The sequence below is a fragment of the Ureibacillus sp. FSL K6-8385 genome, assembly GCF_038593155.1.
GTDB classification, from domain to species: Bacteria; Bacillota; Bacilli; order Bacillales_A; family Planococcaceae; genus Ureibacillus; species Ureibacillus terrenus.
The window spans coordinates 124,464-138,768 of record NZ_CP151968.1 but is presented as its reverse complement, the minus strand read 5'-3'; the positions used below and the strand labels follow the sequence as shown (position 1 = coordinate 138,768).

General features: G+C 47.1%; 16 protein-coding genes. 3 read left to right on the top strand and 13 right to left on the bottom strand.

The features are described 5' to 3' along the window. Positions 1 to 98: 98 nt before the first annotated feature. From NST62_RS00655 to NST62_RS00635, 5 genes are all read right to left on the bottom strand, one after another. Entirely contained in the window at positions 99 to 626 is a 528-nt protein-coding gene (locus NST62_RS00655; RefSeq protein WP_141601149.1) for a chromate transporter, read from the bottom strand. After that, positions 623 to 1,177, bottom strand: coding sequence for a chromate transporter (locus NST62_RS00650; protein ID WP_141601148.1), 555 nt, complete (start codon positions 1,175 to 1,177; stop codon positions 623 to 625). Before NST62_RS00650 ends, NST62_RS00655 begins: the two co-directional genes overlap by 4 nt. 335 nt (positions 1,178 to 1,512) lie before the next feature. Then, positions 1,513 to 3,147, bottom strand: a complete 1,635-nt coding sequence (gene ggt / locus NST62_RS00645; protein ID WP_141601147.1) for a gamma-glutamyltransferase — start codon at positions 3,145 to 3,147, stop codon at positions 1,513 to 1,515. Positions 3,148 to 3,663: 516 nt separating this feature from the next. Further along, complete coding sequence (locus tag NST62_RS00640; RefSeq protein ID WP_141601146.1) at positions 3,664 to 4,293, bottom strand: ECF transporter S component; 630 nt, start codon at positions 4,291 to 4,293, stop codon at positions 3,664 to 3,666. Between the two features lie 209 nt (positions 4,294 to 4,502). Continuing rightward, a complete protein-coding gene (locus NST62_RS00635) occupies positions 4,503 to 6,029 on the bottom strand; it encodes a CoA-acylating methylmalonate-semialdehyde dehydrogenase (RefSeq protein ID WP_141601145.1) in 1,527 nt (508 codons plus the stop codon). A gap of 266 nt (positions 6,030 to 6,295) precedes the next feature. Between NST62_RS00635 and NST62_RS00630 the strand changes: the two genes are divergently transcribed. Then, positions 6,296 to 7,192 carry an Rpn family recombination-promoting nuclease/putative transposase gene (locus tag NST62_RS00630; protein WP_141601144.1) on the top strand — a complete coding sequence of 299 codons (897 nt, stop codon included), beginning with the start codon at positions 6,296 to 6,298 and terminating at the stop codon, positions 7,190 to 7,192. A gap of 81 nt (positions 7,193 to 7,273) precedes the next feature. Here NST62_RS00630 and NST62_RS00625 read toward each other — a convergent pair whose 3' ends face one another. The 6 genes from NST62_RS00625 to NST62_RS00600 all read right to left on the bottom strand — a co-directional run bounded on the left by NST62_RS00625 (position 7,274) and on the right by NST62_RS00600 (position 10,825). After that, on the bottom strand, positions 7,274 to 7,633 hold the full coding sequence (locus NST62_RS00625) for an isoprenylcysteine carboxylmethyltransferase family protein (protein WP_220125027.1): 360 nt from the start codon (positions 7,631 to 7,633) through the stop codon (positions 7,274 to 7,276). A 250-nt stretch (positions 7,634 to 7,883) separates the two neighbouring features. Then, a complete protein-coding gene (locus NST62_RS00620; RefSeq protein WP_342463268.1) occupies positions 7,884 to 8,261 on the bottom strand; it encodes a GyrI-like domain-containing protein in 378 nt (125 codons plus the stop codon). A gap of 3 nt (positions 8,262 to 8,264) precedes the next feature. Further along, on the bottom strand, positions 8,265 to 8,513 hold the full coding sequence (locus NST62_RS00615) for a hypothetical protein (protein WP_342463022.1): 249 nt from the start codon (positions 8,511 to 8,513) through the stop codon (positions 8,265 to 8,267). Between the two features lie 33 nt (positions 8,514 to 8,546). Further along, entirely contained in the window at positions 8,547 to 9,410 is an 864-nt protein-coding gene (locus NST62_RS00610) for a fructosamine kinase family protein (protein ID WP_141601142.1), read from the bottom strand. 96 nt (positions 9,411 to 9,506) lie between these two features. Next, positions 9,507 to 10,103 (bottom strand): nitroreductase, encoded by a 597-nt coding sequence (locus tag NST62_RS00605; protein WP_141601141.1) that lies wholly within the window; start codon positions 10,101 to 10,103, stop codon positions 9,507 to 9,509. Positions 10,104 to 10,264: 161 nt separating this feature from the next. Further along, positions 10,265 to 10,825, bottom strand: coding sequence for an amidase domain-containing protein (locus NST62_RS00600; RefSeq protein WP_328216067.1), 561 nt, complete (start codon positions 10,823 to 10,825; stop codon positions 10,265 to 10,267). Positions 10,826 to 11,004: 179 nt separating this feature from the next. Between NST62_RS00600 and NST62_RS00595 the strand changes: the two genes are divergently transcribed. Then, positions 11,005 to 12,033: a DUF2804 domain-containing protein gene (locus tag NST62_RS00595; protein ID WP_141601140.1), complete on the top strand. Its 1,029-nt coding sequence runs from the start codon at positions 11,005 to 11,007 to the stop codon at positions 12,031 to 12,033. Between the two features lie 180 nt (positions 12,034 to 12,213). Here the strand turns inward: NST62_RS00595 and NST62_RS00590 are convergent, their stop codons facing one another. Both NST62_RS00590 and NST62_RS00585 read right to left on the bottom strand, forming a co-directional pair. Further along, complete coding sequence (locus NST62_RS00590) at positions 12,214 to 12,945, bottom strand: glycerophosphodiester phosphodiesterase (protein ID WP_141601139.1); 732 nt, start codon at positions 12,943 to 12,945, stop codon at positions 12,214 to 12,216. A gap of 129 nt (positions 12,946 to 13,074) precedes the next feature. Next, positions 13,075 to 13,650 (bottom strand): TetR/AcrR family transcriptional regulator, encoded by a 576-nt coding sequence (locus tag NST62_RS00585; RefSeq protein WP_141601138.1) that lies wholly within the window; start codon positions 13,648 to 13,650, stop codon positions 13,075 to 13,077. Positions 13,651 to 13,739: 89 nt separating this feature from the next. On the opposite strand from NST62_RS00585, the gene NST62_RS00580 reads away from it, so the two are divergent. Further along, entirely contained in the window at positions 13,740 to 14,291 is a 552-nt protein-coding gene (locus NST62_RS00580; RefSeq protein ID WP_141601137.1) for a hypothetical protein, read from the top strand. The last annotated feature ends 14 nt before the right edge of the window (positions 14,292 to 14,305 follow it).

Genomic DNA, 14,305 nt, shown 5'->3' with positions numbered 1-14,305 from the left:
AATTCTAATTTATACTATTTTTACCTTTTAAATGGAAAAAATAGAAATCAAATTCGTTCGGGGCCATGCCGGCAATTCAGCCCCCATTCCGGCGAAATTTAAAGAAAAATTCCGCCAATTGCCAGACCCGTCATCACCACAAAGACGGGGTGGATTTTCAGCTTTTCGAGGGCGACATACGCCCCGGCAATGAGCAGCATCGTCGCCAGCAATCCGATTATATCAAGGGAGGTCTTCATAAAATCAAAAGTCATTTCCGCAAGCAGCACCGCAATCGCCGGAAGCACAAAACCCGACAGGCGCTTTACCCTTGGGGATTGGCGGTAGCGATACAAAATATTGAGCAAAACCAGCATGGCCAACAGGGATGGGCCCACCGTCGCAAACAAGGCGACCATCGCTCCAAAAATCCCTCCAACTTCATAGCCGATGCAACCCGCCATTTTGGTCGCAATCGGGCCGGGCAAGGAATTCCCCAATGCCAATGCCTCGCTGAATTCCGCCGTCGTCATCCAGCCGTATTTGTCCACGACTTCATGCTCGATTAACGGGATGGAAGCAGGTCCTCCGCCATAACCCAATATTCCGGGATAGAAAAATGCCCAAAACAATTGCAAATAAATCATTCATCTTTCCCCTCTTTTTTTGCGGGCAGAAGCAATGCGGCAAGAAACAGTATGGCAATGATGACGCCCGGATGAAGTCCGATGACGAACATGCCGGCGAACGAAGCGGCGAAAATGAATCCGCCCGCTTTCCAGCCCAGGGATTTCTTCGATTTTTTCAGGAAGTCCCAAGTGAGCAGCCCCAGCATGACGGTTACAACCGGAACGACCCCGTTCGTCATCCCTTTGACGAAATCAAAATCTTTTAATTGTTTAAGAGCAGCCAGGAAAAGAATCATCAACAGGACCGTCGGAAGGACGGAGGCGATCAGGGCGTTGATGAGGCCAATCCAGCCGCCTGTCCGATATCCGATGTATCCGGCCATTTTTGTGATGATGGGGCCTGGCAGGGTGTTGCCGATGGCCAGCACTTCCGCGAACTCTTCATCGGTCATCATTTGAAAAGTATCGACCACTTCTTTTTTGACAAGAGGGATTGCGGAAGGCCCTCCGCCAAATCCCAATATGCCCGAACGGAAAAAGGCAACAAAGATTTCCTTCTGGCTTGCCATGATTCATCCCCTTTCCGCGCAATCCCGCATTTGCATATTCAATGATAAACGCTGTCCAAAGCCTTTTCCTTTATATAAGTCCGGCAAAGAATCTGTTTTTTCATGCACAAAACATCCAGATATGGTGAATATTGCATTATTTGGCAGATAATTAGTATACCATAAACCTTTAATAAAACCTTTCTTTTTAAAAGAAAAGTATTGTTATAAATTTTATCAATTTTATTTTGGCAGAAATTTCAGTTTTTGTGAACAAAAAAACATTCCCGCCAAGAGGCGCAGGGAATGTCTTTTTGAATCTGTTCCAATTTGAGAAGCTGTCATCGGCATGTCTGTCAATATCCGAGGGCCATCCCGTCGCCGCGTGGATCGGCTCCTCCATATTTGACTCCTTTTTCATCAATATAAATCGCGCCGGCGTGGCCCATCAATTCCGTCAGCTCTTCCACCGCTTCCACAACATGACCGTACCGCTCCAACTCTCTCCTCACTTTTTCCGGAATGCGGCTTTCCACTTTCAGCGTATTGGAATCGGCCCCCCAGGTGCGCCCGTAAAGAAATCTCGGGGCCTCAATGGCTTCCTGCACGTTCATGCCGTAATCAATGATGCGCGTGGCAAGCAGGGCCTGCGTCTGCGGCTGTCCTTCGCCGCCCATTGTTCCGTATATAAGGACAGGCCGCCCGTTCTTCATCATCATGGCGGAATTGAGCGTATGGAAGGATCGTTTCCGCGGCTTCAGTGAATTCACATGCTTTTCATCAAGCGAAAAAAAGCATCCCCGGTTTTGCAACAAAACCCCCGTTCCTTCCGGGATGAAGGCCGACCCGAATTCATGGTAGATGCTCTGGATGCAGGAAACCGCGTTGCCTTCTTCATCCACCGCCGCAAACCATACCGTATCCCCTTTCGGATCCATTGCAGGCAATGTTCCGGCATTCGAATGGTTCCTGATTTTTTCCGCATAAGCCGCTCCCCGTTCCGGGCTGAGCAAGTCCCCGACCGGAATGTGGATGAATGCCGGATCCGTCAAATATTTGTCCCGGTCCCGGAAAGCATGTTTGACGGCCTCCGTCAACACGTGATAATACATTGCGGAGCCTTCCTCAATCTCCTCCATATTAAAGTGGTTTAATATGTTCAGGATGGACAGGGACGCGATTCCCTGCGTGTTGGGCGGAAGATTGTAGGCGATGCAGTCCCGATAAGGAACGGAAATGGGCTCCATCAGTTCGCTTGTATGATTCTTGAAATCATCCGTTGTCAGGAGGCCCCCGTGTTTTTGCAAATCTTCCACCATTCGTTCCGTCAGCTCACTGTCATAATAATAGTCCGCCCCATTCCGGGCAATCAGTTCCAGCGTGTTGGCCAAATCTTCCTGGATGAAGATATCGCCCACTTCATAAGGTTTGCCGTCCTTCAGGAAAATTCGGGCAAATTCTTCGAAACGCCCCAGCGCCCGAAAGGTGGAATCCTCTTCATCCAAATTGATTTTAGTCCAGCGGTGCTGGCTTGGCGTCACCGGGAAGCCTTCTTTTGCATATTGAACCGCTTGTTCGAGGAGATTGCCCCAAGATTTTGTGCTCCCCATTTTCTCTTGGCCGTAGCGGTAGGCCGTATCCCATCCGCGGACTGCCCCCGGCACCGTATTCGCCGCAAGGGGTCCCCGGGCAGGAATGGATTCGCAGCCTTGCGACCGATAAAATTCTATGGAAGCTTTTTCTCCGGATTTGCCGCTTCCGTTGATGGCCTTTATTTCCCCGTTTTTCGCATTATAGATGAGCCAAAAATTATCTCCCCCGATGCCGTTCATGTGGGGATACACCACCGCGATGGTCGAGGCCATCGCAATGGCCGCTTCAATCGCATTCCCTCCTTCTTTTAAAACGTAAAGGCCAGCCTGGGATGCCAAATAATGCGGCGAAGTCACCATGCCTTTCCTGGCCATTGTCGTCGCTCTGTATTGAACCATTGTTTATTTCCCCCTTTACGTTTCCCATCCCGTCTTGTCAGTTCCATTTTATTCTGTAATGGCGAAATTCGAAAGTTCCGCCGATTGCCGGGAACCCCGCAAGATGCGAGAAAATTCCTCATTTCAAACCTGACAAGCGTTTCGACAAATTGCAAGAAACTTGCATGGATGGCGTTTTTTATTCTCGCCTGAAATCAGCCAATTTCCCGGATTTGATGATCCATGCTTCGACAATCAAGGAAATTTCCTTTCTAAAATAAGACATTTCTCGGGAAATAATTCGAAAATTCATCTGTATTTCTACATTTTTTATAGTGCCTATAAAAAAACGGAGAGGCCAGCCCGTTTGCATACGGCTGGCCTCTCCCTATCTATTCCTTCATTCATAACCACACGCAATTACATATTTTAATAGATTTTCTTCGACTTTCAAGTGATTCGCAATGAACATTGAAAATATTTGAATAACTTCTTCTGAAGCACTCGGATTTGCCTTGCAGGGAAATTTTTAATCAATTAGCCCGCCGGCTTATTCACAGCTTTCAACAGCGGAGGCACAACCAGCGCAGCGGCAAAAGCGGCCAGCGTCGCCTCCGCGATGCCATTTGTCAAAAACACCATAAAAATGGCAACCATAATGCCTGCCAGACTGTCCGCATTCACCGCTTTCGCATAAGCATCATGGAATATCACGGCAATGGAACCCATCACCAAAAAAGTATGCAAAACCGTTGTCAGCATGCCCGTCAGAAATAAGGACAATTTCTGATTGAAGCTCTTCGGCAATATTTTTTGGAAAAATTTGAAGAGATAATATGGGAGAATGCCGACGAGCACCCTTGGCACGATGGCAACAAACAGCGCCCATGGGCTGCCGTGGCTTGTCCCCAGCACCGGAATGGCCGGAGAGAAGGCAAAGGATAATAGGGTCGGCGCCATGGTATTTGTGACAATGCTGGATATTCCAAAGGCGAGCCCCAGAAAAGCCCCGATTCTGGGACCCAATAGAATGGATGCAATAATGATTGGAATATGAATAAGGGTTGCTTTGATGACACCTAAATGGATAAATCCTATTGGAGTTAGTGCAAATAATAAAATAATGGCCAAAAATACGGTTGTTAACGTAAATTCCCTGATTTTCATTCCGATCCCCCTTTTTTGGAGCAAAGCTCCCGTGTAGCGGTTATGGCATTGATGCCGTTACTATAAAATTTTCCCACGAATGCCCGGAGTTGTCATTACTAAATTTTGTTCCACCCGTCCCAAAACGAAAAGCCGTCCGGAAGGAAAATCCCTATCCGGACAGCCCTATTCATGCAATAGATGGCACCGGCATGTTCACGGCAAATCCATCATTTTGAACCGCCATCGCTCGGAAATGCGAAAGCCGCTTCGGTTTCGTCCCCGATTGCCAGCCATTTCTCGGAAATCGTTTTTCTTTTCGTGAAGAAATTCGCCTGTTCCGGCCCGAACATGACGCCCGTTCCGAAATTCGAGCGTTTCCAGCCGGCAAAGTTGTGGTAGCCCACCGGAATCGGAATCGGCACGTTGACTCCCACCATGCCCACTTCAATTTCATCCTGGAACTTGCGGGCGGCGGCTCCGTTATTGGTAAAGATCGTTACGCCGTTGCCGAGTTCGTGGGAGTTGATGATGCCAATCGCCTCCTGCAGGGAATCCGCCCGTACCACAATGCGGACCGGGCCGAATACTTCCTCTTTAAAAATTTCCATATCCGTTTTCACTTCATCCAACAAAGTTGGACCGAGGTAGAACCCGTTCGAGGTCTTTGCTATCTCCGGATTCCGGCCGTCCGTCACCAATTTTGCACCCTCGTCCAGAGCCCGTTCGATATAGCCGAGAATCGCTTCTTTCGATTCTTTTGAAATGACCGGTCCAAAATCCGTTTCATCATCCGTATACGGACCCACTTTCAGCTTCCCGATTTTATCCTTTAAAATCGCGACCAATTTGTCTCCTGTTTCTTTCCCCACCGGAATGACGCCGGACAGCGCCATGCAACGCTGGGAAGCCGCCCCATAAGCCGCTCCGATAAAGGCGTTCGCGGCCTGGTCCAGGTCCGTATCCGGCATGACAATCATGAAGTTTTTGCCTCCGCCGAGGGCCGCCACCCGCTTATTGAATTTCGTGCCGGTTTGATAAACATACTCTGCCACACGGGTAGAACCGACGAAGTGGACGGCTTTCACCTCTTCGTTTTCAAGCAGTTCATCAACAGCCTCCTTGTCCCCGTTGATGACGGTCCATACTCCATCCGGCAGCCCGGCTTCTTTCCATAGTTTTGAAATGTACAGCGCCGAAATCGGCACTTTTTCGGAAGGTTTTAAAATCACGGCATTCCCTGTTGCCACTGCCATGCTCGTTTGGGCAAGGGGCACCATCACCGGAAAATTGAACGGCGAAATGGCGGCCACCACGCCAAGCGGATCTTTTCTGGAAAACATGTTGATTTCGCCGCCGACATTTACCGAATATTCCCCTTTGATCATGTGCGGCGCGTTGATCGCCAAATCGACGGATTCCAGACCGCGCTGGATTTCCCCCCGTGCGTCCCCCCTCGTTTTTCCGCTTTCCTCGCAAATGATTTCTATTAATTCATCCTGGTTTTCTTTCACCAATTGTCGGAACCGCTGCACAATTTCAGAACGTTTCCCCCCTGACAGCGACTTCCATTTCGGGAAAGCGTTTTTTGCCGATTCGATTGCCTGCCGGACCTCCTCCCTCGTTGCAAGAGGCACCCGTGCAATCACTTCCCCTGTGCAAGGATTGTAGACATGCGAATAGCGCCCGCTGGTGCCGGGCACCAATGCACCGTTAATAAAATGGTGCAATTCGCGTATTTTTTGTTCCACTGTCATACCATACACCCCTTGAAAAATTTTTTATTACATTAACATTTCCATCCATCGCTGTCCAGCTGTTTCCGTCTTTTCAGCATAAATGAAATGGAAAATAGAAGAAGATGGAAATATCATAGATAAATAACAACCTAACTTATCAGAATATATGGATTTAAAATGGGGAATCTTTCATGGACCCTCCCCTTTTTGTCCCGCTCCGTTGTCATAGCGTCCATCCATAAACGATAAAGTAGTGTTAGAAAAATCCTGACAGGGTGATCGGCTTGGACAACAATAGAAAAGCAGAACTTCAACAATGGATGGATCTGAAAATTGATGCCGCCTTCCAAATGGTAATCGCCGGGAAACAACATCCCAGCTTGGCGCCCACCTTTTTAAATGAAATTCTGAACCGGGAACCGGAGCAAAAAATTCAACGCATCTCCATGCCATCCGATTCCTTGGACGAAAACAATCCGGCGGAACCCGTTCATTTGATCGGCGTGGCAAAAGATGGCAAAAAACTGCATATATTGATCAACTTTTTGAACCGTTTCGATATCGTGAAACGCTCCCTTTATTACGCATCGAAATCCTATGCGGAACAAAACGACAACGATTTACATCCGGTCATTTGCATCAACTTTTTGAGCTATGAATTATTCAGCCAGACGGAAAGCTTTCACACGGTTTACCTGTTGGGGGAGCAGCATGCCGGCGACTTCCTCCGCGATGTCTTCGAATTGCACTTTATCGAATTCCCAAAATTAATCCGGGACTTTGAAGCGAAAAGAGCCGACCCTTGGAGCGACCCGAAGGCAAGATGGCTATTGCTGCTTGCAATCGTCGACCATCGCAATGGCAAGGTATACCATGACATATATAAAGAGCTGGATTTAATCTCTTTCAGGGATGACCATATTCGGGAGGCATTGCATCGATGGCGTACGCTAAGCCAATCGGAGAAAAAGATGGCCGTCTATGAAAAACGTCTGAAGCGGACGCTTGAAGAGGAAGTGGATGTGCGGAATGCAAAGCGGCGGGAAGATGAAGCCTTTCAAAAAGGAGCGAAAAAACAGCAAATGGAAATCGCGAAAAAAATGCTTGAGGAACAGATGGACATTCAATACATTTCAAAGATTACCGGTCTATCCCTGAAGGAAATCCAAGAACTGAGGTAATCGGAAGTCCGGCTCCTTTGAACCAAAAATCAAACGGGCATGGCAGTCCATGATTGACCTGCCATGCCCGAATCTGCAATCTCATAAATACCTGCTGACTTTTTTGCAGTACTCTTCGTACTCTTTTCCATAGATTTTTCTCAATGATGCTTCTTCCAGTTTCACTTGGCGGTTGAAAAGCCAGAATCCGGCAAAAGTGTACAACAATAAAATAAAGTTGGGCAGAATCAGGAATATCCCGGCCAATACCATTCCAAAGGCCGTATAAATGGGGTTGCGGCTAATCGCAAACGCTCCTGTTGTAACAAGTTTGCCGGGTTTTTCTTCGTCAATTCCGACTCTGAAACTTTCCCCGAACGAAATCAGGCTCCACACGAATAACATTAAACCCAGCATGCATAATGCGGCGCCAATCCAGGCGACAATCCCGTTATCAAACAATCAGGTTCCTAATTTCGGCAAATCGAATACTTCAGAAAAAACAATATAAAAATACAATAACGCAAATGGAGGTATCAGGAAATCCCTCTTATCCAGCTCTCCAAACCGGATTGCTTTGATTCCTTTTTTCCCCAAGCATTCTCGCGCGGATCACAACCAATACAATCAATGTAAGCAATGTGAAAATCGCAATATACCCCTGCACGAAAGCACCACCTTCTTTTGGGCCATAAGGGGACCAGTTCGGCGCCTACTCAATCTTCTCCACTTTAAACCTCAACACTGTTTTTAATTTTTCCGGCGCCGTTTTTCTCGGGTCGGAAATATAGATTTCTTTATGGGTTTTCTCTGCCCGTTTCAAATGGTTTTCCGCGCAGTACGCTTCCATCCGTTCAAAGGTTTTCCATTCATCGTCGTAACTGCCGAGATGCATTGCCTGCACACATAGTCCTTCCGTAATCGTTTCGAAATGAACTTGGTCCGCATCCAAATCCGGCTTTTTCTTCTTCACCGCATCCAGGGCATATTGGAACAGCTCTTCCGTCACAAAATCCGGCTGCCGGATCATCAATTTATAGACGAGATGGTTTTTGTCGAGATAATCCTTTTTTCTTCCTTCTTCATCCAGATCCTAATGCCCTTCCAACGGGAACACCGTATATTCATAATACCCTTCCGGCGTCATCCCCTTTTTCGGCATCATCCGGATTGCATAGGATAAAGCGTAAAGCGTTTCGATATGCTCCTGGAACGGCTGTCCGTTCGGATTGCCCTTGCCGTCAATCGTAAAATATTTCATCGGCGGCACATCGATGGTTACCGGATCTGTGCCGGGCAAGTAAAGCTCCTTCAACTGCTTTCTCCATTCAAATTTTCCCATTGTCACCACTCTTTTCCGAAGTAATATTTTATTCTAACCTGCATATTTCCTCAAAATCCTGTCCACGGCCGGACCATAGGACTCCCCGAACAAATTCAAATGCACCAATAAATAATACAGCTGATACAATTCTTTGCGGTCTTCGTATTCCGGCGGAAGCGGGAAGACCGATTCATACGCTTCGTAAAAACGGCGGGAAAAGCCTCCGAACAGCTCCGTAAAGGCCAGATCCATTTCGCGGTCGCCAAACAGGACGGCCGGATCGATCAAGTACGGATTTCCTCCCGGGCCCGGCATCCAGTTTCCTCCCCACAAATCGCCGTGCAGCAAACTGGATTTCGGAGTCCGTGGAATCCATTCATCCAGCCTTTCCATCAATTTCACCAGCCTCTTCTCCCGGGCTTGTCCGATTCTCCCGTTCGCCTTTCCCCGCTTCCATTGCCCGGCTAAACGGAAATCGCGGTAATATTCCACCCAATCGTCCATCAATCGGCTCTCTTGCGGCAGCTTTCCAATATAGCATTCCCCATCCAGTCCATAGCCTTCCGCATCGGCAAGATGGAGGGCTGCAAGTCTTTCACCCAATAACCGGTCCGTTTCATTCGTCCGTTCCCCTTCAATCCATTCCAGCCAAAGCATGGGGATTCCGTCGGCTTCCAGGCATCCGAGAACATCCGGCACATCGATGGTATTCGTCGCCCGGATCAGTTTCAGGCCCCGCTCTTCAAACTTGAAAAAGCCGAGTTTCATCTGCCGGTTCAGCTTGACGAAATATTCCTGTTCATTCGTCCGCACATAATAGGCCTGGTTGATATCTCCTCCGGAAACCGGATGAATTGCCTCCACCCTTTCTTCGGGAGAGATTTTGCGCAATCCTTTTGCAACCAATTGATTCACCGAAACCACCTTCATCCGTCGGATAAAAATTTGCACCCCCAAATGACAGTATGCTACATCATTCGGAGGCGCAGATTTCCGTGCTTATTATTTCTGTTAATCCTCATCATTTTCCTCTTGATCTGAACCAAAAATTGTGACAATTTCATCAGATTTTTTTCGTTCCTTGCCTTTCGGAAGTTCGTCGAAGTATCCGAATTGCACCATGCCGACAATGCGTTCGCCAGGTTTTACGCCCAGTTTTTCCCGGAAAGCCGGATTATCCAAAAATTCAGGTGTTTTCCAGCATGTGCCGATGCCATAATCCCATGCGAGAAGCATCATGTTTTGAATCAATGCACATGCCGCCGCAAAGTCTTCCAACCGTTCTTTTTGGCGAGGGTCTTCCGGAACGATGACAAACACATAAGCACCCGGCGTCGTGAACTTTTGCATGCGTTTTTCGACTTCATCTTCCGAAAGGGTTCTCCAATCCGGAATCGTCGTGTCCCGCAGCAATTCATGGAGTTTTTTCAGTTCTTTGCCGCATGCCACAATCAGGCGCCATGGTTCACGGTTTTGATGGTTCGGCGCCCAAACGGCATCATCTATTATGTTAAACAAATCTTCCCGATCGACAGGTTGGCCGTTGAACTTTTTAATCGAACGTCTTCCCACTATCGCTTCTCTTACCGTTAGTGCTTGTTCATTCATTCAAACATTACTCTCCTTAAAAAGTGAAGTTGGACAATTTGCTTATATATCTCCAATCAACCTTATCATAAAATATGCGGAATTTGAATATCCATTATTCTGACTTTTATTATCATTATATATGAATCTGAACTTTTCTTTTGAGTGCCGATAGGACAACGTCAATAGAAAATGTCATCAATTTTATAGAAATAATATTGTATATTTGGCGTATATGCATAGGAATCCGAATAATCGTAATGGCGATTGGCGCTTGGCCCGGTATGGGCGTGAACGTATGGAATGCCGTCAAAGACGCTTGTCACGATCACGCTATGATCGATGACGCCATTTCCTTGAAAATCATAAAAAATGACATCTCCCGGTTCCAATTCCGATGGCGAATAGACTCGTTTTGCCGTAAGCCCTGTTTTTGCGCCTTCCAGATACCATCTTAAACTATGGGCAACCGCCCAACTGTAGCTCCATGTCTCCCGGGGATAATGGTACCCTCTTGCCCCGGCTTTCCAGCCATCCGTGATCCACCAGCCTTTGCCGCGGTCCGGATAGCCTGTCATCGGTGCCCCTCCCGCCCTTAGCGCCTGGGAAACAAAATTCGTACAATCCACCGAGAAAACAGGATAATTCGGATTAAAGGAATTCCACCAGGTCTCTGCATAGCGGACAGCTGCTTCCCGATCGTAACGAATCGCTATTGGTCTACCTCCTTTTTTCTTCATCATATGAATGGTTCGCTATAATCTGAACTTCTGAAAGTTCGGTGTGTCTCTTTTAAGAAAAAATTGTAAAATTCTGATACAATAATAACCAACAAAGTTAGCAACTTAATCTTAAAGTTTTGAAATTCATAAAATGGAGAATGTGAAAATGTTTTTGGATGATGAATCGGAGGATGTTGGCATTGGTGCAGCATGCTGAAAGGGAAATTCATGAGTGGACTCGTTTGTGCGACCAAAAGGGAAATTTGAATCCGGCGGCCATTGGTTATGCCAGAAAGCCCATTATCGAATGCAATTTATCCGGCCATTTTATGCGAAAAAAGAAGTGGAATTATTGGTGCTGTTACGGAGAAGATATTTTATTTTCGGCCACAATTTCCCACTTCGACTATGCCATTTCCTGTTCCATCTGTTTTCTCGAGTATGAAACCCAGCGTTTTATCGAAAAGAACGTAACGATTCCGTTGGGTGTGGTAAAGCGGGTGAAAATGCCGACGCGTGTACTGGACCCCATCCGTTTTGCAAGCAGCGAAATCAATGTCAATATCTCGCATATACAAAATCAGACGCTGTTGGCAGTCAATTGCGGCAACTTCGACAATGAGCCTCTCAATGTCAATTTAATCATTTTGCATCCTGCCGGGGATGAATCGCTGAATGTGGTCGTTCCGTGGAACCGGCAAACGTTCCAATTCACCGCCAGACATCATACCTTGCCCACAAAAGGGTTTGTCAAACTTGGAAACAAACGTTTCGAATTTCATGAGGAAGAATGCTTCAGTGTATTGGATTTCGGAAGAGGCGTATGGCCGAGGGAAGTGGCGTGGAACAGGGCAAATGCCTCCCAGCGGATCCGCAACAGGCGGGTGGGACTTAATCTGGGGGGCAAATGGACGGATGGCACCGGTATGACGGAGAATGCCGTATTCGTCGATGGAAAAATGACAAAAATCCATGAGGACGTCATCTTTGAATATGACCGTTCCAATTTCAAAAAGCCCTGGTACATTACGACAAAATTTTCAGACACCGTCATGCTTACGTTCCATCCATTTTTCGAAAGAACGGTAAAAACCGACTTGAAGCTTGTCCAATCGGAAATGCATCAGCTCGTCGGCTATTATAACGGAAGAGTCAAACTGGATGACGGCAGCACCCTTGTCATCCAACAAATGCTGGGCTGCATTGAGGAGCACATCGCCAAATGGTAAAGGAAATGGATTCAATTGAGACTGGCTTTGTAGAAAGGCGCATAAAAGCAAGTATAAATTATGTTCCACAAAAGCGGCAAATGTTGCGAAAATCAACATTTGCCGCTTTTTGTTAATATACCTGCCTCTTCTTTACAGAGCTTTTTTGTATCGAAAAAGGGAAAAGGTTTTCCCATTTCCCTATCTCAATGCAGCCTGTTTAAGCATCCCCTTTATTTCTTCCGGACAATCCGTAAAAATCCCTTCCACTCCCAAGTTCCGCAATACGTCCACTTGCTCTTTTTTATTGATGGTATATACACGGACGGGGATCCCCTCCCTGATGGCCTCCAACACCGGACGCCGGGCCACCGCCCTATACGCGACATGCAGAGCCTTTGCAGGAAATAAAGTCCGGTACCACTTCATGTTCAGAATGCTGTATGGGAAGATCGGGGCGTTTTCAATCTCCGGAGCCAAGCCGGCCATCCGCTTCACCGCCTCATGGTCGAAGGAGGAAAAAATGACCCGGTCCTTCAATCCGGCATTTTCGACTTCCTTCAGAACCAACTCTTCAAGTCCCGCATAGACGAATTTGTCGGACTTCAGTTCGATATTGATCAGATGGCGGGTCCCTTTGAACAGATCCAGCACTTCCGCCAATGTCGGGATTTTTTCGCCCAAGAATTTTGGATGGAACCAGGAACCGAAATCAAACTTGCGCAGTTCTTTCAGCGTCATGTCTTTGACGTAGCCCTTCCCATTAGACGTGCGGTTGATTTTTTCGTCGTGGATCACCACCACTTCCCGGTCCTTCGTCAAGTGGACATCCAGCTCCACTCCGGTAATGTCCAGTTTGGCAGCCGCTTTGAATGCGGCCATCGTATTCTCCGGATACTTGGATGAATAGCCACGATGGGCAAAAATTTGCATGATATAACTCCCTTCGATGAACAATTCCATAAAATGGACAATATGACCTTTTCTGTTTGTGGTTCGACCGGTCCGCGCAGAACGTTTCCATAAGCCGCGCAGCCCATCTCCGCCGCAAGATGCCTGCAACTATTCCGCAAAGATGCGGTCCAATTCTTTTTTCAATAAATAGCGTATGCGGCCCCTTTCAATCGGAACCAGCCCCATTAAAATATGTAAAGCAAGTCCATCAATCAACGCATGCAAGTACACAATTTCCTCTTCCAATTTAATATCCTCTTTCAAAAGGCCCGCTTTTTGAAGACGGGTCAAAATCCCAGTGATCGTTTCATGGACCGATTCCTTATGCAGCTCGTTATTGCGGATTTTATAGAGGACATACTCCAGCCATACCTGCATTTCGACTTTTTTGTCTTCCGGCGTCACCAGCTCCATCAAAATATTGAGCACTTGCTCTTTTGGCGGGAGCGGGCTTTTGAGGTGCTCCATGATCCGTTCCGTAACTTGTTCTTCTACGAGCTTCATGGCAAACTCCAGCAGTTCGTCCTGCGTCTGAAAATAATGACGCATAGCCCCCAGTGAAAGATTCGCCTCCTTTGCTATGGAACGGACGGAAGCGCCTCCCAGCCCTTCCCTCGCAATGACATTCCATGTCGCTTTTGCGATGATTTTTCTTCTTTCCTCATGATTTACGATTTTCGGCATGTTTTCATTATAACATTTTTAATACAGTTGTATTAAATAAAAAATTGTAGTATTATTTTAATACATTCGTATTAAAAAAGGGTGATGAGATGCTGTTTTGGATTATAGCCGCCGAAATCGCTTTCTGGATTGTAATCATTTCGGGACTATACTCCCGATATATATTGAAGAGGAACCGGCTAAGCCTTTTCTTCTTCATTCTCACGCCGGTCATCGATTTTGCATTGCTTGTGCTCACCGCCGCCGATTTGAAAAGCGGTGCACCGGCAAGTTTCGCCCATGGCCTGGCAGCCGTCTACATCGGGGTGTCCATCGCTTTCGGAAAATCGATGATTGCCTGGGCGGACCGCAAATTCCAAAGCCGGATATTGCAAAAACCTTTACAACATAGGGAATTGTTTGGAAGAGCAAAGGCCGTTTATGAAATGAAAATGTGGGGCCGCCATCTGATCGCGTATCTCATCGGCTGTCTTCTGCTTGGCGCTATGATTCTTTATGTCGGCATCGGCGAAAAAACGTTCCCGCTATTGCGCGTTTTGAGCGGATGGACGTTGGTGCTCTTGATCGACTTTCTCATCAGCTTTTCCTATGTAATTTTTCCGAAAAGAGAGAGCAAAACGGATAATTGTCCTTCAAAATAAAAATCCATCAGCAA